Raw genomic sequence first — 17223 nt, 5'->3', positions numbered from 1 at the left:
GAATTTTGTAAGGTTATGTATCAACCCACCGGTTGGACGGCGAGCCTAGGCCTTTTTGATCGGGGCCGAAAATCCGGTTTCGGCCCGCGTCTCGGGATGCTCGTACGAGGATGTCAACGCGGCTTGATCCGCAGTCACGGGCAATACAATCTTTGCACAGAGCCCACCCTCCGCGCGGTTCGACAGAGTGATCGTGCCGCCGTGTTGCAGAACGATGCTGCGAGCGATTGAAAGGCCCAGCCCATGGCCACCGGTTTCGCGGGAGCGCGATCCCTCAAGGCGCAGGAAGGGCTGAAACACATCGCCTAAGCGGTCGTCAGGGATCCCGGGTCCATCGTCTTCGACCAAAATCTCGACGCTGCCGTCAGAAATGCGCCAGGATAGCGTCGGGTTGCACCCGTATCGCCCCGCATTGTCGATGAGATTGCGCAAGGCACGGCGCAGCGCCTTGGGCTTGATCTGCACCATTGCCTCGGGTCCTCGGCGTACGTCCAACGCAGTGTGGGTCGCGTCCCGAATGTCGATCAGAAACGTGCCAATCTCAATTGGCTGCAGGGCTTCGTCCTGACCCACACCGCGTGCATAGGCCAGTGTGGCCTCAACCATATCCTGCATCTCGTCGAGAGAGGCCGTGATGCCGGTCTTGGTCTCCGCATCCTCCACCATCTCGGCATGAACCCTGAGCGCGGTGAGTGGCGATCTCAAGTCGTGGGCCAGGGCGGCCAGCATCTGCGTCCTGTCCGTTACAAAGCGGGCCAAGCGCGTTTGCATGTCATTGAAAGCCGTTGTCAGGTTCCGCACTTCATTTGGGCCAACCGGCGTGAGGGGGCCCTGCCCGCCACCACGCCCGAATTCCTCGGCGGCAGCGGCGAGATCATTCAGGGGCCGCGTCAGGCGCGTGAGCAGAAACCAGAAGATCGCCAGCAGCAACACGGCAGCCGTCAGCACAAAAGACAGCGTGGAAGCCCAGGACCATTGTATCGGCGGCCGCTCGAACCGGGTGGCGACGTTCAACCATTGGCCCCCGGCTATGGCGATTGAGACCTCCATCTCGAGCGCCGCCAGAGTTCCCTGCATCATCTCGGCATGCATTTCCGCCATTTCCGGCGAAAGGTTCGGCAACGGCAACAGCCCCTGTTCAATCTCGTGCACTTCGACCCGGATATCGCGGGTGTAGCCATCGTTCAAAAGCGCTCGAATGCGCGCTTCGATCGCTCCGTTCTCATCATGATGGGAGTGCGTCACAGCAGGGGTGTCGCCGAGATCGAAGCGTACAAGGGGCGAGTTTGCCGCCGCTACGATATCCTCATGCAACGTCGGCGGTGCCTCCTCGATCAGACGGGCGACGTTTGCCGCGCGTCCGGCTGCCTCGCTGCCGATGGCCGCTTGCACGGCAAGCGACCGTTCATCGACGAAAAGCCAGAGCCCCACGACCTGCGCAACGAAGAGGACCACCACCACCAAAAAGGCGATCTGTGAGCGGAACCCCATCTGCATCAGGCCTCGATCTCCACATCACAGCTCAGACAATACCCGCCATTGCGGACCGTCGATATGATCCGAGGGCGAAGCACATCGGGTTCGATTTTCCGGCGCAGGCGCGAAACCTGATTGTCGATGGTACGATCAAATGGTCCGGCGACACGGCCGGCGCTCAACTCCAGAAGTTCATCCCGACCGATCACCGCCCGAGGACGCTCCAGCAAGACCGTCAGCAGCTTGGCTTCCGCTGTGGTCAGTGCATTGACCGTGCCATCGGGGCAAATGACATGACTGGCGTCGTGATCAAAAGTGATCCCGGCAAACACGGCTCGCTTGCCTGCAAATGTTCCGCCATGGGGCGCGTATCCGTCTCCCGCGCGACGCAGGATCGCATTGATCCGGGCCAGAAGCTCGCGCGGATTGAAGGGCTTGGCCAGATAGTCATCTGCGCCGGTGTCGAGCCCTTTGATCCGAGCGTCATCGTCGCCGAGCGCCGTCAGCATGAGGATCGGGGTATGCTGCTGCTCTCGGCGCAACCGTGCGCAGGCCGCGAGCCCGTCTTCTCCCGGCATCATGATATCGAGTACGATCAGATCGAATTTGCCCTCGCCCAATCGTTCATCCATCTCACCCGCGCTTTTGGCTCCCGTCGCGCGCAGCCCATTTTTCTCCAGGTAGCGCGTCACCGAGTGCCGGATCTCTGCATGATCATCGACGACCAGGATATGCGCCGATGACGCCATCAGCGATCAGTCTCCGCAAATCGGCCCGTCTGGCCGTTCGGCCGTCTGTTCCATAGATCAATCTCCATAACACGCAGAATAGATTGTTCTTTCGGGAAAGACCCGCACTTCGTTTGTCGCAATATGTATCAATAGACCTGACATGTCTTGACCCTCCAGCTGCTGGAAGCCCCATCTGACGCGTCATGACCGGCGTAAGACCAGACATATCGGGGCAACATCCCTCCCACTCAGCGCATCGGACCATGGCGGCACCCGCTTGGATCGGATTTGCGCTTTTTGTGGTCACAATGCCCGCCCACCTCCTCCTGGAACAGGCAGACTCGCTTGCCTTGGCAGCGGTCACACTGGCCCTGATCGGCGGGGCCTATATCGGGTTCGGTGCCGCCGATGGCCGTCGCTCCGTGTTCTGGTCTGAGCTGGCGGTTGCTCTCGTCTTTGGGGCGGCGGCCGTAGCGGGTCTCCTTTGGCATTGGGCAGCCTTGCCTCTGGGTCTCGCGCTCCATGCGCTGTGGGATCTTGCCCATCACAATGCGGTCCGCCTTGCCCGGGTCCCACGCTGGTACATCCCGTTTTGCGTCGTCTTTGATCTAATGGCGGCAGCCTTTCTTGTGCTGCTTTATACAAGGTAGGCCATGGTGCGTGTCGTTGTTCTCGTCCTTCTGGGGCTGGTGCTCCTCGTTTTGGCGCGTCCGAACCTGGTGGGCCTCGACATCGATCTGCCGGAGCGCGATGACCTGCGGCGCTGGATCGATGCTGCTGGTTTTCTTGGCCCGGTTCTGGTCGTGGCGCTTATGACGTTGGCAATCGTGGCCAGCCCCCTGCCCTCGGCGCCGATCGCGCTCGCGGCTGGGGCCGCCTACGGTCACACCTTCGGGACCCTGCTCGTCGTGCTCGGCGCAGAAATTGGCGCGCTTGCCGCTTTTTTGCTCGCGCGCGGGCTGGGGCGCCCTTTTGTGGAACGCCATATCGGCGAGACGATCGGACGTGGACTTCTGGGATCACAGAATACTCTGACACTTCTGGTGTTCGGTAGCCGGCTGCTGCCATTCCTGTCTTTCGACATGGTCAGCTACGCCGCAGGGTTGAGCGTCCTGCATCTCTGGCGGTTTGCCCTAGCGACGCTCGCAGGGGTCGTTCCGGCAAGCTTCTTGCTCGCTCATCTCGGCAGCGAGGCCATGAATGGCGACGTGCAAACCGCCACCTGGACGGCCCTTGCGCTCGGCGGGTTCACTGCGCTGTCCGCCCTATTTGCGGTCTGGCGCGGCACCCACACTGCAAAAAAGCAAATCTGATATGGCCGCTCATGGACACGCAGGACATATGCCGTCTTCTGGCAAGGCTCTGGTTATATCTGCCTGGTTGACCGGCATATACTTCCTGATCGAACTTGCAGTTGGGCTCTGGATTGGATCAATCGCGGTTCTGTCGGATGCGTTTCACACGTTGTCGGCCGTAGGCGGTGTGCTTGTCGCCATCATCGCGCAACGGATCGCGCGCCGCCCGGCGGATATGGCGCGCAGTTACGGGTGGTATCGCGCCGAGATCATTGGCGCGCTCGTGAACGGCGGCTTTCTTCTCGGCATGGCGCTTCTGGTAATCTGGATGGGGGCGATGCGGCTCGGAAGTCCGATCCATCTGCCGACGGGACCGATGCTTTGGGTGGCCTTCGGCGGCTTGGTCACCGAGGTGATCTCGCTTGGCCTGATGTGGAAATCCAGCCAGGATGATCTCAATGCCCGCGGGGCCCTCTGGCACATCATCCAGACCTTCGTCGGCAGCCTGTTGATCATCGTGACCGCGCTTGTCATCGAGTTCACCGCCTTTCTGGCGATCGATCCGATCCTTGGTATGGCCTTTGGGGTCGTGCTCCTCTGGGCCTCGGTTGGAGTAATCCGCGAGGCGGTGCATATTCTGTTGGAAGGAACACCTGAGGACACTGATCTCGAGGCCGTGACCGCCGATCTTCGCGCGCAGGACGGCGTTCTTGATGTTCACCATGTCCACGCTTGGACCCTGACCAGTGGCAAGCATGCCTTCTCGGCCCATCTGCGTCACGCAGTCCCTGCCGATGCCGCGCGCATCCTTGAGACCGCATATACGCACCTGACCGAGCATCACCGGTTTCACATGGTGACCCTTCAGCTTGAAACGGATTGCCTCGACGAGCGCCATGCACAGGACCTGGACGTCACGTCGTCGACGGGGCGGGAGGCGCCGCTACATACACCACCAGCGCATCGCGATCACCTCGACAGTGCCGCTCCAGATGCTGGTCACGACCATAATTAAGAAGGAAACGATACATGAAACGACGTAGCTTTTTGTTGACCGGTGCTGCCGCGACCCTCGCGCTTCCGGCGATGGCCGATGCCGGACCCATCGTAAAGGTTGTCAAAACCCCGACCTGCGGATGCTGCACCGCCTGGGTCGATCATGTGAGGCAGGCCGGGTTTCAAATCGAGGCCCAGGATGTCGACCAAGACACCCTTTACGCGCTGAAAGACAGGCTCCAGATCGCCCCGGAGCTGGCCGGGTGCCACACCGCAGTGGTGGGCGATTTTTTCATCGAAGGCCATGTGCCGGCTGAAGACATCGCCCGGCTTCTCTCGGAGCAACCGACGGCGCGTGGGCTGACTGTGCCCGGTATGCCGATGAGTTCCCCTGGCATGGGCGGTCCCGGCGCCGGGGACACCTTCGATACGCTGCTTGTCGGGCTCGATGGCGCGACATCGGTCTTTGCCAGTCACAGCTAGGCCAATCGGTAGGTGCCGCGGGAGGGGTTGTTGACCCGACCCGCATCGACAAGCGCCCGCAGCGCACGGTAGGTCGCCTCATGCGTCAGCTGGAGGCGTGCGGCAAAGTCGACGACGGTGCCATCCAGAAGACCCGCAACGATCCCCGCCATCACCCGATCCTCGGCGCGTCGGATGCCGACAATTTCCATGATCTGCCGGTGCGCCTGAACCTGTTGGGCCGCCTGGCGCCCATAGGCCCGCGCGAAGTCCGGGTTTCCAAAAGCGGCGAGAACCGCGGATTTATCGATCCGGACCAACTCACCTGCATCCATCACGATGGCATCGCAATGATAGCGCTCCGAAAAGACCGAGGCTTCGGCAAAGCTGGTCCCGGATGCCGCCCGGTGAATGATGAGGCGCTCGCCATTCGGACCAACCCGCTCGAGATGCACACGCCCGGTTATTAGCACATAGAGGCCCAGGGTCCTTGCACCCTGTCGAAAGAGCACGTCGCCAGCCGCAATTGTTTGCGACTGACGCGCAGTTGTTGGGAGAAGGTCGTAGGGCTCTGGCAGCATATGATTGAAATCATATTCCAGAGCAGGCCTGCGTGCTACGAAAAACGGGTATCGTGCCGTTCAAAAGGATCCCCCCATGCGCCTTGTTGCTCTCCTGCTTGCCCTGTCATTGTCTGGACCCGTCGCGGCCCAGCACAGCCATTCCGCGACCGGGCATGCGATGCCGGGTCCGCAGGAAACCGGGCAATCTGCCTTTGCCGCCATGGCCGAGATCGTAGCGCTCCTGCGCGCCGATCCCGACACCGATTGGGCAAATGTCGATATCGCGGCTCTCAGGCGACATCTCGTGGACATGGAGCTTTTGACGATGGAGGCCGAGGTTACCCGCAGTGTGCGGCCCGCCGGTCTCCGGTTCGAAATCCGGGGGGCACCGCGCGTCCTCGAAGCCATTCGCACCATGGTGCCTGCCCATGCGCCGTTCCTGGCTGCCGAGACGGGTTGGGAGGTCACGACAGAGGAACTCGGGGATGGTGTTGCCCTCGTCGTCGATGGCGATATCGACCAGATACAAGGTCTTGGATTCTTCGGACTGATGACCATCGGCGCGCATCACCAAGAGCATCATCTGATGATGGCAAAAGGTGCACCGCCCCATCACTGAATCGATGATCGGCCACAGTTTTTCTGCGACAGCCCCTGGTTGGCAGACAAAACGTTACAAAACCCGCGTTGACCTTCCGGCGCAGGAAGGTTGCACAGTCGATATGATATGGATGCGTCTGATGACACTCAACGCAGGGATTTCCTGTATTTTGCCACTGCTGGCGCGGGCCTGGTCGCCTCCGGTGCGGCGCTCTGGCCGCTGATCAATCAGATGAACCCTTCGGCGGATGTGCGCGCCCTGGCGACGATTTCGGTGGATATTTCCGGGCTCGCGGAAGGCACGCAACTGACCGTCAATTGGCGCGGGAAGCCCGTCTTCATCCGCCACCGAACGCAAGCTGAGATGGCCCAGGCGCGTGAAGAGGCGGTCTCTGCCTTGCCAGACACCGATGCGCGCAATCCCAATCTTCCCGGCGAGGCCACAGCCCTGGATGAGAACCGCGCCATTCCGGGCCATGACGCCTATCTCGTGATGATCGGTGTCTGCACGCATTTGGGATGTGTCCCGCTAGGCGATGGTGCAGGTGATTTCGGGGGATGGTTCTGTCCGTGCCACGGGTCGCATTACGATACCGCGGGGCGTATCCGCAAAGGGCCCGCGCCGGAGAACTTGCATATCCCGCCGTTGTCTCTTTCGGAAGACTTGGTCCTGACCCTTGGATAGAAGTCGCCAACAATATTTCATTTGGCAATTTGTTCCGCCAAAACGACGAAGACTACGTCGAGCTTCTGACCATCGAACCATAATGGCTGCTTAACTCCATCACGCCACTCATAAACTAGGCCAACTATTTCTCCCGATTGAGCGTCAACGATACGGTCGGTCGCACGAGCTTCATCCCCATCATCTTCAAGCATGCCATTTCCCAAATCAAAAGACTGGCCTCGGAAACCTCGCCAATGGTTATGCGATGCAGCACGGCCGGTCGTTGTTGTATTTTGATGGTCTTGTGGGTCGTCTGAACAGGCGAGTTATGGCCATTCAAACGCGTGTGGCATCTCACTATGGAGGTGGTCACAAGCGTAAAATCTCATGTCAGTGCCTCCAGTTTTCGCGCTGTGCGCCACGGAATAGTCACGCATGCGTATCGCTGTCGTTCGAAAACTCATAATTACAATCTCGACGTATACGTGACCATACATCTTTGCCCAAGACCCTCCAGTCTCGGGAATCTGAGCGAGATCATGCTCAAGCAGATTTGGCATTTCCGTTAGCGGTAAGTTTTGCTTGCCATTCCAGCCGATGCTGTATCAATATTATAATATTGTATCACACTGTGGATAAGCCATGCCGAATATGATCGCAAGCGCACGCATTGCCACGCTGGCAGGATTATTGACCCTCGGGCCTGGGCTCCAGCCGGTGGCTGCACAAAGCTACCAAATCGATTGTGCGATCCTCCTGTGTCTTTCGGGCGGTTGGCCGGCCTCGACACCTTGCGCGCGTGCCCGTGCCGAGTTCATCCGGCGCATCACGCCCTGGCCCATTGAGCCGCCCCTTCAGATTTGGCGGTGTCCGATGGGTGCAAGCCTTCAGTCTTTTGGCGCGAAAGAGCCCCTGCCCTTTCTCCTCGAGGCACTCGCACCTGACCTACCCCAGAGACAACAATCTGTCCCACAGAGCTCGGTTTCATTGACGTGGCCTTTGGAACTACCCGCCATTCACCGGCGAGGTGGTACTTCTGTTGAGCCGCTCCCCGATGATTTTGCTCTCACGCTGGCTCATTCGGCTCAAAGCGCTGACATCGACATCAGCGGTCCTGAGTTCAACTTCGTGCGTTCCATTCGTGTGTACAACGTCACTTACGCAAGCCAACGCGAAAGCGGACGTGATGGGGATTGCAATCGCTTCTTCTCGATGCGGATTGGCACCTACGGCACCCAAGGCGACTTCAACTGGTCTCGCGGCTCCAGTCCAAGCCAGTTGCCGGAGGCCCACGTGGGACTCGAGCGGTATGGGGACCATTGTCCGGGTATATTCCACCGGTCGGTCTTCGTGGACTGGCGTGATTACGAAGGAAACTATGGCTTTGAGCAGGTGAACTACTGACGCCTCTTGTGGCCAACCGCATAGCGTACCGCAATATCTTGAAAAATTCGGTACATCAGGAACACAAAACTCGGTATAACGGGAACAAGAGAGATTCGGTACTTCAGGAACAATCGTGTCAGAAAAACAGGTAGACCTCTTCTTGGACCAGCTCGCTGACGCCCCGGTCAAAGACGAGCGTGCCCTGATGGAGTTCCCGTTTTTCTCCCTTCAGAAGCGCCCGCGGATGACCCCCTTCGTCTTTGACGACGGCACGGTGAAGATCGAGATTCAGCCAGGGCACAAGGGAATCGCCACGATCTGGGACAAGGATATCCTGATCTATCTCACATCACTTGTGAACGAGAGGATCGAACACGGGCAGTTCGACGCGGATGCCCCGGTCAGCGTGCAGGATCGTACGATCAAGTTCTCCGCCTACGACTTCCTGAAGGTGACGGGCCGCAGTTCCGGTAAGCGCGCCTATGAGCTCTTTCTCGACGCGCTGGATCGGCTGCGCTCCACCAACATCCTGACGAACATCACCGCCGGCGACGAACGCGAGCGGCGCGGTTTCGGCTGGATCGAGGACTGGCGCGTGATCGAACGCACCAATCGCAACGGTCAGCGCGTCATGGGGGCTGTTGAGGTCACGATGAACCGCTGGATGTTCAACGCCATCGTCAAGGATCGCCGGGTCCTGACAATCAATCGGGATTACTTCCGCCTTTCAAAAGGTCTTGAGCGGCGCCTTTACGAGCTGGCCCGCAAGCATGTCGGCCGTCAGCCGGAATGGTATATCGGGATCAAGCGCCTGGCCGAGAAATGCGGGTCGATCGATACCGAGCGCAAGTTCAAGTTCCGGATCAACGAAATCTGCGAAGCCGGCACCATTCCCGATTACCATGTCGAGATCGTGGATCCTGCCGAAGTGTCAACCCCGTTCAAAACGAAGGGAAAACAGGCACTTGTGCGATTTCAGCCGAAATTTGACGACCTCGCTGTTCCCGATGTACCGAATCTGTCGGACCTGACCGTCTCGCACTCCGTTCTGACCGAGATCAAGCATGCGAACCCGGAATACGACATCCAGTATATACTCGATGCCTGGCGGGAATGGGCTGCACGAAAGGACGATCCCGTGAAAAGCGCCAACGCCGCCTTCCGCGCCTTCGCCAAGAAGTACATCGAAGCAAACCCGATCTGGTGACTCGGTACATTGGGAACATACTTTCGGTACATCAGGAACATCCGACTCGGTACAACAGGAACACATCCTCGGTATATCGGGAACGTATGTTCGGTACATCAGGAACGCCAAACGACACCAGAAGACTGATTTCCTTGAGTCTTTTCAGTGCCCTAACCACATAACAAACCTAACCAAATTTCTAACAGAAATAACCAGAGCGGGAGAGACCTCTGACCACAGCTGCTTAGGACTCCCCTCGCAAATGCTAAGAAGCAGGTGCCTGACGCGACCGTTGGTGCCCAAACACCCATACTTTGATGCAAGTTGGCTTGTTTGCCCGTCTTTAGACCATTGGCGGGACCCAAGCCCGTCATGTTCCAGACCACACAACATGTTCCCGATATACCGAATCGCCTTGTTTCCAAGGCTGACACACAGAATGCGTGAACTTTTCCTGGTCCCCTTGGGGTTCGCGCGAGCGCGATACGCCGCTGCGGGGACGTTGCTTTAGAACCCGCTGGGTTCTCGCGCAGGCAACCCAAATAGACAGGACCCGTGTCCTCGCGCCCCAGGCGCTGCGGGCCGCGCCACGTCCCATCGATTGGGGTGTGCCTTTGCTCACTCCGGCACTTCGCCAGTGGGTCAGGTTTTAGAGACGACGCCCCTCAGGGGCTGCTCTCAAAACCAGATACCAAGGAGCAAGCCGATGTGTGCCACACCTGAGACCCCCACACCCGAAGCCATCAAGATCGCAGAGCAGAACGACCGCTTCCGGACAACATGGGGCGCGGACTTCACCGTGCCCGGTCAGATCGTGATGACGCGCGGTGTGGCCGACCTCTCGCCCGAAACCAAGGCGATCATCATGCAGCGGGTGCAAGGCTTCGACAGTTTCACCGAGGACAACGATCCTTACGGCGACCATAGTTTCGGGGCCTTCGATATCGAGATGGCGGGCGACAGCCATCGCATCTTCTGGAAGATCGATCTCTACGACACCGACTACGCCATGGGCAGCGATGATCCGGCCAACCTCACTGTGACCCGCCGCGTCCTGACGATCCTTCACGCCTCCGAATACTGAGCCGCCTGACCCGTCCTCGGAGCAGGCCCCAACATCCCCAGGAAAGGAGGTGATCCACCCCGTTTGACACGGCGGGCGGCGGGCACATGCCCCCTGCCGCGCCACACCCAACATCAATCGAAATCAAAGGATAAAGATATGACCAACCAATTAACCATCCCGTACGACGCGGCGATCATCTATGCATCGCTTGACCAGCTCTACCTGCACGATCTCAATCCCCGCCAAGAGGTAGCGCAGGAAGACGTGGAGACGCTGGCAGACAGCATCAGGACCTGCGGACTGCTGCAAAACCTCGGCGGCATTCAGGACGATGACGGCAAGATCGGCATCGTGTCCGGCGGTCGCCGTCTCAGGGCCTTGGCCTATCTCGCGGAAACAGAGCCCGACTTCGCGGGCGCAACTTCGATCCCCGTCCTTCTGGCACTTGATCTGGAGCAGGCGGAATTCTGGGCCAATGCGGAAAACACGGCCCGTGAAGCGCTCGATCCGGCAGACGAAATCCGGGCTTATGGGCGGATGGCTGCAACCAATGCAGATGCCGAAGCGATTGCCAGCGCCTTCGGTGTGACCGTTGCCCATGTCAAAGGCCGCTTGAAACTCGCCAATCTGCCCGATGCAGCCCTTGATGCGTTGAAAGCCAAGACCATCAATCTCTCGGCGGCGCAGAAGATGACGACCGCTCAAGACGAGAAACTGGTGCACGAGGCGCTGCAGGCCATTGCCGAGGGCCGTCTCTCGAATGTGAGCCAGTTGGACCACTTCCTGCACCCGAAAGCGGCCAAAGCCACGGACCGCCGCGCGGTGTTTGTCGGTGTGGAGGCCTACGAGGCCGGTGGCGGCAAGATCACGCGCGATCTTTTCTCCGAGGATATCTTCTTCGAGGATCAGGACATTCTGGATGAAGCCTTTGCCGCGCAATTGGCCGAAGCCGCAGAACAGGTGCGCGTCACCGATGGCTGGGCATGGGTGGAGACGCACAGCGAGGCCTATCTCGGCTGGAGCTTCATCGAAGACAGTAAGTTCGCCCGCGTCTATCCCGTCGAAGGTGTTCTCTCCGATGATCAGATGGAGCGCTATGAGAACCTCTGCGAGATGGCCGACAATGACGTTCTCAATGCGGAAGGAGAAGAAGAACTGGTGGGCCTCCATGTCATTTTGGAGGGTGCCTTTACCGACGCTCAGAAAGCCCATGCGGGATGCGTGGTCTATGTCGATCAGAGCGGGGGCTTGAAAGTCGAGGCCGGGCTGATCCGGCCCGAAGACAAGAAACCTGCCATTGCGGCGGGCGTGTTGCAGGCGTCTGTGCATGGGAGCGGTGCCGACAAGGCACCGAAATACCCCTATTCGCAAAAGCTGCGGGATGATCTGGACGCGATCAAGCTGGCCGCGTTGCAAAACGCCATGCTGGATCAACCCGATCTCCTGCTTGATCTGCTGACCTTCCAGTTGAGCGGGGCAACCGGGTTTCGTGACGTGTTCGATATCAGCCTCGGGACACCTAGCAACACACCCTCGGTCGAGGCCGGGTTCGAGATCGATAAGCGGCTGAGCAAGCCGGGTGTCAGTCCGTCAGACGCTTGGGGCGTCGATCTCAAGAAAGCCTTCGCCAGCTTCAAGAAGAAAGGGCCGAAGCATCGCGCTGCGGAACTGACCCGACACTTAGCGAAACTGCTGACAGGCGGGGATGACATCTTCCACGGAGTTCTCTCTGAGAAAGCAGGGGCCGATATCCGCAAGGTCTGGACGCCCACGGCGGAGAACCTCTTCAAGCGCGTGTCAGGACCGATGCTGAAGACCATCTATTGCGACCTCCTCGACCTTGCGCCAACGAGTGCGGAGGCCAAAGCCTTCGCCAAGTTGAAGAAGGCTGAGAAAGCAAAGACGCTGGAAGACCTGTTCTCGGACGAGACCAAGCAGAAACTGCTCGGAGTCACACCGGCACAGAAGGCCCGGATTGAGGCTTGGGTGCCGGACTATTACGATTGAAGGTGGACATCCGCGAGGGCCGCCTCCCTGCCCTCGCTTCCCCAAGTCCCTCGGTTTGCGCGGCTCCCGGCTTATTAGAGCCAAGAGCCGCGGATTCGACCCGCTCAGGAGACCACCATGTCAAAGATTGCATCGCAAGCCGCCCGCGTCTGGAAATCGGCGCAGCTGTACATCGGGTTTCACCGGGACCGGGAGGGCCGTCAGCGCAGCGCGCCAAAGGTCTGGCCCCCAAAGGATGCGCGGGCCAGCATCCACGCCGATCCGGACATTCAGGAAACATTCCTGATGCTCAAAAGTGCCGATGGCGATGCCGATCAGGATATGCAGATCAAGTTGCGCCCTGACATGGTGGTGCTGCGCCGGGATTTTGACGGTGCCTGGGAGGGCATTATCGCGGATGCGCATTCCGTTGCCGTCAAGGTCGGCGGTGTGTCGATCCGCATCAATCATGACGGCTCGATCACCCGCGAGGACGGCGACAGCACCACTTGGGTCGAGGCGGATGGCGGTGTTCTGAAGAAGACTGAATTTGTCGAGGCAGCGGTGTCGTCCGATGGCATGGAGATGACGCGGCGGACACCGGACAATCTGACAGCCATTACCCCGCGTGGCCTGTTGTCCAAGGATCGATAGGTCTCTTCCAGTTTCGGTGAAGAATTGGCCCTTCGGCAGAGCCGACCGGGCTCTATGCTGCGCACGAAGCCAGCCAGGCTGTCTTCGCCCATGCGGGTGACGATCCCTAGGGCAGGCCGTTTCCATCGCCTCGGCTGCATGTCGTCGATCGCGTTTGGGCATGCCCTCTGCCCCCCTCATTTAGCCATATTTCGTCTGAGCACGCATCTCCACTCGCCTTGGAGGGCCGATACGCCCATCACGAGCAATGACTCGGGTGTGGCGCAAATGGTGGTGCGTGTCGCGCATCGCGCGGGCCGCTGTCGAAAACCGCGTTTGATATCGGCTGCGGGGTTGGTTCCCCGTCTCTCATGTCTCCGGGATGAGGGCGGTCTGACACCGTTGGGGCGTGTCGATCTGCCTTGTTTCTTTCCGATCTACGGGTTGCGGATCTTGGCCGCTCGCGTGCCCGTCGCTTCGCTCCGGCAAGCAGAAATGCGGTTTCCACCTTTGGGCGGAGCCTCCGAATTTCCACTTGCGCGATCTGCCCTCGTCGATCCGCCGGGTCACCCGCATCGAAACAAGGAGATCGACAATGTCCAACAAGATGTTCACCCTCACCGTTCCCGTCACCTTCAAGAAAGACGGCAAGGACCAAACCAGCTTCCGCCGCGTCGGCGCGGTCTTCGAGAACACCCGCGAGAATGGCGAGACCGTGCTCTCCATCAAGCTCGACTTTCCGGTTGCGGTCACCGAGCTGGTCGCCTTCCCGCCCAAGGCGGATGGCGAAGATGGCCAGGTCACGGAATAAGTCCATATCGAGCAGAGGGGCGGCAGAGATGCCGCCCTCACGTTGGTTCGTGACACCAGAGCGAGGCTTCCCGGTTGCGCGCTGCGTACAGTCAGCAAGGGCACGCTGTTGTCCAGCACCGGCATCAGAGCTTGCAAAACGGCCTGCAAAGTAATACCTGGTGGAATGAAGGTATTACTGGAGGCGCAGGTGCCAACGACGCTCACATCCAAAGGTCAGGTCACGATCCCGAAAGCCGTTCGCGACTTTCTGGGGCTCAAGGCAGGCAGCAAGGTGACCTTCAATCGTACGAAGGATGGCCGGGTCGAGATTGTTCCGGAAGACATGACTGCGCCGGTCTCGCGCTTTGGTGCCCTTCGCGGCCATGCGAGAACAGAGCTCAGCACCGATGAGATCATGGCGCTGACGCGGGGCGACGGGTGATCTTCGTCGACACGAATGTCCTTCTTGATGTTGTGACGGATGACGAGACCTTCGCTGAATGGTCCATTGCGCAATTGGAAGCCGCCGCGCTGCGAGGCGATCTTCTCATCAATGACAGTGTCTATGCCGAGCTCTCTGTTGGCTATCGTGAAAAGGAACGGCTCGATGCGTTCATCGAGGCCGCCGGGCTCCGCCACGAAATGATGCCAAGAGATGCCCTGTTCCTGGCTGGAAAAGCCTTCTGCGCCTATCGGCGGTCCAAGGGGACGAAGCAGAACGTCCTGCCTGATTTTTTCATCGGTGCGCATGCGACGGTGCTGTCTTTGCCGCTGCTCACGCGGTATGCGCGGCGGTACCGGATCTATTTTCCGTCCCTGGAGCTGATCTGCCCAGAATAAGGCCGCTGGCTAGGCTGCAAAGAGGTTTCGATGGTCCGGATTTTCAGAGAAACCGTCTCACCTGCGCAACATATTGATCGAAGTCGGAACCATACTGCGAGCGCAGCCACGGTTCTTCGGAAAATGGCGCAGCCGCTAGAACGATGATCGCAGAAGTACCAACTAACATCGCCAAGGGCGCGGCTGTAAGGACCATCCATCCCAGTACCATGGCGATGTCCGCTACATGCTGAGGGTTGCGCGAGAAACGATAGAGGCCGCCAGTCTGTAATGTGCCTACGGCACCACCTGTCTTGTGAACGCCAAAACCAGCGACCGCGCTCCAAACCACAATGTTTCCGATCAAGATCAGGGGAATGCCAGCTCCAAAGCGGAACCACCCTGACAAGGCCAAATCGCCCCATCCCAAAACACCGAGCGCGACCAAGGTTCCAAAGAGTACGAAGGTAGGTATCCAGACGAGAAGCGGCGTAAGAGGCGTATACCTGATGGGCGGCCATAACCGTTGCGAGGGTCGTGCTATGGACCAAGGATCGCAGCGAGCGTGGACAACGCGATCCCTAGTCCCACGATTGTGATTCCCGTTTCCATCATGCGTCGGCGTGGTTATGCGTCGTGGCTTCGCGACGTTCAGCCAATGCTTGTCGAACGATCTGGAAGGAAGACGATAGGAACAGAGTCGCCATGACGGATGCGACGATCAGGTCGGGCCAGCCGGTCGCCGTACCCCAGACGCCCAGGGCTGCGAACATCACGGCCACATTTCCGATTGCGTCATTGCGGGAGCAGAGCCAGACCGAGCGGACATTGGCGTCACCGTCCTTGTAACGCACCAGCAAAAGGACACTTGCAAGATTGGTCAGCAGAGCGAAGAAGCCGACGATGCCCATGATCTCCGCTTCGGGCACGCCGACATAGAAAACACGGTAAACGGTCGATCCAAACACCCACAGACCCATCAGGAGCAGGCTCACCCCCTTTGCCAGGGCTGCATTGGTACGCGCCCGGATCGAAGCCCCGATCACCGCAAGCGAAATGCCGTAAGTCAGCGCGTCCCCCAGAAAATCCAAAGCATCGGCCTGAAGCGCTTGCGACTTCGCGTAGTGACCGGCGGTCATCTCAACGACGAACATCGTCGCGTTCAGCGCTATGACGATCCAAAGCCGCCTTTTGTAGTCATCTGATACGCCGTCGAACTTGGCGTCGTGTCCACAACATCCTGACATCACACGGCCTCCTTCAGAATGATCGATGCCTGTTTTGGAAGGAGGTTGTCCCCGCCACCAGGGATGGTTGGCACATGGCCTTGCCTGATCCGCGCCACGCGCCGGTTCATCCAGTGCCGTATGACAGAGCGATAGAATAGCCCGCGCAACCCGGAAAGCTGCCGGTGCTCCGTGTAGAAATCATCCGGAGTGTCAAAGACACCGAAGTCATGGTTGATACCTGTCTTCTGGATGTATGTGCTTTGGCCAGACCACTCGACTGACGGGTCCTGAAGGCAATCCGTCCCCGCGCCATAGGCACAGAGCGACGAACGTTCCGGGAAGGTCTCCTGAAGCGCTCCAAGAACGCCTTGATCGAGGATAAACCCTTCGAGATTTACCCACTTGCCGTCAATCAGAACTTCCACCCACGAATGAATGATGCTTCGGGGGGCAAGCGGGTAGACCACCTCCGGTACGACGCCACGCTGCAAGCCCTTGTCGATGGTAAAGCCATGAAACCGGCACGGAATTTCCAACGCCCTGAGCAGGGCCATCAGAAGTGTCCCCTTGGTGTTGCACTGCCCGTACCCATCCGCCAGAACACTGGAGGCCGGGATCGCATCGTCACTGTTGTACCCAAACAAGATATCGTTTCGGACAAAATCATAGGCGGCACCGATGCGCGCGGCGGGTTCAAGAGAGACCCACCCGCGCTCGGCAATTATTGCTTGGATAGCGCCGGATCGAAAATCGAGGATTGGGGTTTCGGCGAGGTATCTCTGGGACATGGTGTTCTCTAGCTTCTGCGTCCTAACTCATATACGATCTCTAGTGACTAGAGGTTCAAGAGGTATTTTCATGTTTTCCATTGGCGAATTATCGCGGCGCACCAACGTCAAGGTTCCGACGATCCGCTACTACGAAGAGTCCGGGCTTTTGGACGCCCCGGAACGGACGGAAGGCAATCAGCGCCGGTATGATGCGGCAGGACTGGAACGCCTGAGCTTCATCAAACATGCCCGTGATCTCGGCTTCTCGATTGAGGCGATTGCTGCCCTGATCGAATTACAGGGGCACCCGGATCGGTCATGTGCGGAAGCTACCGATATCGCGTCGGCACAGCTTTCGGATGTCCGAGCGAAGATCAAACGCCTCCGTGCACTTGAGAAAGAGTTGGCGCGAATCTCCAAGGGCTGTGATGGCGACAGACTGTCCGAAGACTGCTATGTACTTGCGTCTCTGGCTGACCACGACCTTTGCGAACGTGAGCACTGAGACCCCAGGGTGGATCGCTGTTATATGGCGTCAGGTCGCAGGTTTGTCCTGCATAACT

The 17223-nt window shown here is 59.1% G+C and carries 22 protein-coding genes; 15 read left to right on the top strand and 7 right to left on the bottom strand.

Going from position 1 to position 17223, the window contains the following annotated elements:
- Nucleotides 1-45: 45 nt before the first annotated feature.
- Both ACP150_RS19840 and ACP150_RS19835 read right to left on the bottom strand, forming a co-directional pair.
- On the bottom strand, nucleotides 46-1497 hold the full coding sequence (locus ACP150_RS19840; protein WP_424968448.1) for an ATP-binding protein: 1452 nt from the start codon (nucleotides 1495-1497) through the stop codon (nucleotides 46-48).
- A complete protein-coding gene (locus tag ACP150_RS19835) occupies nucleotides 1497-2225 on the bottom strand; it encodes a response regulator (RefSeq protein ID WP_424968447.1) in 729 nt (242 codons plus the stop codon). The genes ACP150_RS19840 and ACP150_RS19835 overlap by 1 nt, the downstream gene beginning before the upstream one ends.
- A 185-nt stretch (nucleotides 2226-2410) precedes the next feature.
- Between ACP150_RS19835 and ACP150_RS19830 the strand changes: the two genes are divergently transcribed.
- From ACP150_RS19830 to ACP150_RS19815, 4 genes are read left to right on the top strand one after another with little or no spacing between them, the layout of a single operon-like run.
- On the top strand, nucleotides 2411-2857 hold the full coding sequence (locus tag ACP150_RS19830; RefSeq protein ID WP_424968446.1) for a DUF6010 family protein: 447 nt from the start codon (nucleotides 2411-2413) through the stop codon (nucleotides 2855-2857).
- 3 nt (nucleotides 2858-2860) lie between these two features.
- The gene (locus ACP150_RS19825) at nucleotides 2861-3520 is read left to right on the top strand and encodes a TVP38/TMEM64 family protein (protein WP_424968445.1); all 660 of its coding nucleotides are present in this window, start codon (nucleotides 2861-2863) and stop codon (nucleotides 3518-3520) included.
- Between the two features lies 1 nt (nucleotide 3521).
- Complete coding sequence (locus ACP150_RS19820; RefSeq protein WP_424968444.1) at nucleotides 3522-4517, top strand: cation diffusion facilitator family transporter; 996 nt, start codon at nucleotides 3522-3524, stop codon at nucleotides 4515-4517.
- Nucleotides 4518-4531: 14 nt separating this feature from the next.
- Nucleotides 4532-4981: a DUF411 domain-containing protein gene (locus ACP150_RS19815; RefSeq protein WP_424968443.1), complete on the top strand. Its 450-nt coding sequence runs from the start codon at nucleotides 4532-4534 to the stop codon at nucleotides 4979-4981.
- Here the strand turns inward: ACP150_RS19815 and ACP150_RS19810 are convergent.
- The gene (locus tag ACP150_RS19810) at nucleotides 4978-5541 is read right to left on the bottom strand and encodes a Crp/Fnr family transcriptional regulator (RefSeq protein WP_424968442.1); all 564 of its coding nucleotides are present in this window, start codon (nucleotides 5539-5541) and stop codon (nucleotides 4978-4980) included. The two genes, ACP150_RS19815 and ACP150_RS19810, sit on opposite strands and share 4 nt — an antisense overlap.
- A gap of 76 nt (nucleotides 5542-5617) precedes the next feature.
- Here ACP150_RS19810 and ACP150_RS19805 point away from each other — a divergent pair, with 76 nt between their 5' ends.
- A complete protein-coding gene (locus ACP150_RS19805) occupies nucleotides 5618-6142 on the top strand; it encodes a hypothetical protein (RefSeq protein WP_424968441.1) in 525 nt (174 codons plus the stop codon).
- A 108-nt stretch (nucleotides 6143-6250) separates the two neighbouring features.
- Entirely contained in the window at nucleotides 6251-6808 is a 558-nt protein-coding gene (gene petA, locus ACP150_RS19800; protein ID WP_424968440.1) for a ubiquinol-cytochrome c reductase iron-sulfur subunit, read from the top strand.
- A 17-nt stretch (nucleotides 6809-6825) separates the two neighbouring features.
- On the opposite strand, the gene ACP150_RS19795 is transcribed toward petA, so the two are convergent.
- Nucleotides 6826-7002, bottom strand: coding sequence for a hypothetical protein (locus ACP150_RS19795; RefSeq protein ID WP_424968439.1), 177 nt, complete (start codon nucleotides 7000-7002; stop codon nucleotides 6826-6828).
- Between the two features lie 430 nt (nucleotides 7003-7432).
- Between ACP150_RS19795 and ACP150_RS19790 the strand changes: the two genes are divergently transcribed.
- The 8 genes from ACP150_RS19790 (at nucleotide 7433) to ACP150_RS19755 (ending at nucleotide 14682) form a co-directional block, all read left to right on the top strand.
- Entirely contained in the window at nucleotides 7433-8194 is a 762-nt protein-coding gene (locus tag ACP150_RS19790; RefSeq protein ID WP_424968438.1) for a hypothetical protein, read from the top strand.
- A gap of 142 nt (nucleotides 8195-8336) precedes the next feature.
- Nucleotides 8337-9383, top strand: a complete 1047-nt coding sequence (locus ACP150_RS19785) for a replication initiator protein A (protein WP_424968437.1) — start codon at nucleotides 8337-8339, stop codon at nucleotides 9381-9383.
- A 688-nt stretch (nucleotides 9384-10071) separates the two neighbouring features.
- Nucleotides 10072-10449, top strand: coding sequence for a DUF3768 domain-containing protein (locus ACP150_RS19780; protein ID WP_424968436.1), 378 nt, complete (start codon nucleotides 10072-10074; stop codon nucleotides 10447-10449).
- Nucleotides 10450-10512: 63 nt separating this feature from the next.
- Nucleotides 10513-12438, top strand: a complete 1926-nt coding sequence (locus ACP150_RS19775; protein ID WP_424968434.1) for a ParB/RepB/Spo0J family partition protein — start codon at nucleotides 10513-10515, stop codon at nucleotides 12436-12438.
- 117 nt (nucleotides 12439-12555) lie between these two features.
- Nucleotides 12556-13071 (top strand): hypothetical protein, encoded by a 516-nt coding sequence (locus tag ACP150_RS19770; protein WP_424968432.1) that lies wholly within the window; start codon nucleotides 12556-12558, stop codon nucleotides 13069-13071.
- Between the two features lie 574 nt (nucleotides 13072-13645).
- The gene (locus ACP150_RS19765) at nucleotides 13646-13861 is read left to right on the top strand and encodes a hypothetical protein (protein ID WP_424968431.1); all 216 of its coding nucleotides are present in this window, start codon (nucleotides 13646-13648) and stop codon (nucleotides 13859-13861) included.
- A 165-nt stretch (nucleotides 13862-14026) separates the two neighbouring features.
- Nucleotides 14027-14284, top strand: coding sequence for an AbrB/MazE/SpoVT family DNA-binding domain-containing protein (locus ACP150_RS19760; RefSeq protein ID WP_424968430.1), 258 nt, complete (start codon nucleotides 14027-14029; stop codon nucleotides 14282-14284).
- Complete coding sequence (locus tag ACP150_RS19755; protein ID WP_424968429.1) at nucleotides 14281-14682, top strand: type II toxin-antitoxin system VapC family toxin; 402 nt, start codon at nucleotides 14281-14283, stop codon at nucleotides 14680-14682. The genes ACP150_RS19760 and ACP150_RS19755 overlap by 4 nt, the downstream gene beginning before the upstream one ends.
- Before the next feature lie 43 nt (nucleotides 14683-14725).
- Here ACP150_RS19755 and ACP150_RS19750 read toward each other — a convergent pair whose 3' ends face one another.
- From ACP150_RS19750 to ACP150_RS19740, 3 genes are all read right to left on the bottom strand, one after another.
- A complete protein-coding gene (locus tag ACP150_RS19750; RefSeq protein ID WP_424968428.1) occupies nucleotides 14726-15109 on the bottom strand; it encodes a methyltransferase family protein in 384 nt (127 codons plus the stop codon).
- Between the two features lie 163 nt (nucleotides 15110-15272).
- A complete protein-coding gene (locus ACP150_RS19745) occupies nucleotides 15273-15908 on the bottom strand; it encodes a cation transporter (RefSeq protein ID WP_424968427.1) in 636 nt (211 codons plus the stop codon).
- Complete coding sequence (locus tag ACP150_RS19740; protein ID WP_424968426.1) at nucleotides 15908-16678, bottom strand: transglutaminase-like domain-containing protein; 771 nt, start codon at nucleotides 16676-16678, stop codon at nucleotides 15908-15910. The genes ACP150_RS19745 and ACP150_RS19740 overlap by 1 nt, the downstream gene beginning before the upstream one ends.
- A 70-nt stretch (nucleotides 16679-16748) precedes the next feature.
- Here ACP150_RS19740 and ACP150_RS19735 point away from each other — a divergent pair, with 70 nt between their 5' ends.
- On the top strand, nucleotides 16749-17165 hold the full coding sequence (locus ACP150_RS19735) for a MerR family transcriptional regulator (RefSeq protein WP_424968425.1): 417 nt from the start codon (nucleotides 16749-16751) through the stop codon (nucleotides 17163-17165).
- Nucleotides 17166-17223 lie beyond the last annotated feature (58 nt).

It is taken from the genome of Dinoroseobacter sp. S375, assembly GCF_049800775.1.
GTDB lineage: Bacteria > Pseudomonadota > Alphaproteobacteria > Rhodobacterales > Rhodobacteraceae > Dinoroseobacter.
This window is presented reverse-complemented; position numbering and strand designations above follow the sequence as displayed.

Coding starts and splice junctions, on each gene's coding strand:
- ACP150_RS19780 (WP_424968436.1), top strand. CDS start 10,072: ATGTGTGCCACACCTGAGACCCCCACACCCGAAGCCATCAAGATCGCA.
- ACP150_RS19840 (WP_424968448.1), bottom strand. CDS start 1,497: ATGCAGATGGGGTTCCGCTCACAGATCGCCTTTTTGGTGGTGGTGGTC.
- ACP150_RS19805 (WP_424968441.1), top strand. CDS start 5,618: ATGCGCCTTGTTGCTCTCCTGCTTGCCCTGTCATTGTCTGGACCCGTC.
- ACP150_RS19810 (WP_424968442.1), bottom strand. CDS start 5,541: ATGCTGCCAGAGCCCTACGACCTTCTCCCAACAACTGCGCGTCAGTCG.
- ACP150_RS19770 (WP_424968432.1), top strand. CDS start 12,556: ATGTCAAAGATTGCATCGCAAGCCGCCCGCGTCTGGAAATCGGCGCAG.
- ACP150_RS19745 (WP_424968427.1), bottom strand. CDS start 15,908: ATGTCAGGATGTTGTGGACACGACGCCAAGTTCGACGGCGTATCAGAT.
- ACP150_RS19740 (WP_424968426.1), bottom strand. CDS start 16,678: ATGTCCCAGAGATACCTCGCCGAAACCCCAATCCTCGATTTTCGATCC.
- ACP150_RS19795 (WP_424968439.1), bottom strand. CDS start 7,002: ATGCTTGAAGATGATGGGGATGAAGCTCGTGCGACCGACCGTATCGTT.
- ACP150_RS19815 (WP_424968443.1), top strand. CDS start 4,532: ATGAAACGACGTAGCTTTTTGTTGACCGGTGCTGCCGCGACCCTCGCG.
- ACP150_RS19820 (WP_424968444.1), top strand. CDS start 3,522: ATGGCCGCTCATGGACACGCAGGACATATGCCGTCTTCTGGCAAGGCT.
- ACP150_RS19765 (WP_424968431.1), top strand. CDS start 13,646: ATGTCCAACAAGATGTTCACCCTCACCGTTCCCGTCACCTTCAAGAAA.
- ACP150_RS19760 (WP_424968430.1), top strand. CDS start 14,027: ATGAAGGTATTACTGGAGGCGCAGGTGCCAACGACGCTCACATCCAAA.
- ACP150_RS19825 (WP_424968445.1), top strand. CDS start 2,861: ATGGTGCGTGTCGTTGTTCTCGTCCTTCTGGGGCTGGTGCTCCTCGTT.
- ACP150_RS19735 (WP_424968425.1), top strand. CDS start 16,749: ATGTTTTCCATTGGCGAATTATCGCGGCGCACCAACGTCAAGGTTCCG.
- petA (WP_424968440.1), top strand. CDS start 6,251: ATGGATGCGTCTGATGACACTCAACGCAGGGATTTCCTGTATTTTGCC.
- ACP150_RS19790 (WP_424968438.1), top strand. CDS start 7,433: ATGCCGAATATGATCGCAAGCGCACGCATTGCCACGCTGGCAGGATTA.
- ACP150_RS19835 (WP_424968447.1), bottom strand. CDS start 2,225: ATGGCGTCATCGGCGCATATCCTGGTCGTCGATGATCATGCAGAGATC.
- ACP150_RS19830 (WP_424968446.1), top strand. CDS start 2,411: ATGACCGGCGTAAGACCAGACATATCGGGGCAACATCCCTCCCACTCA.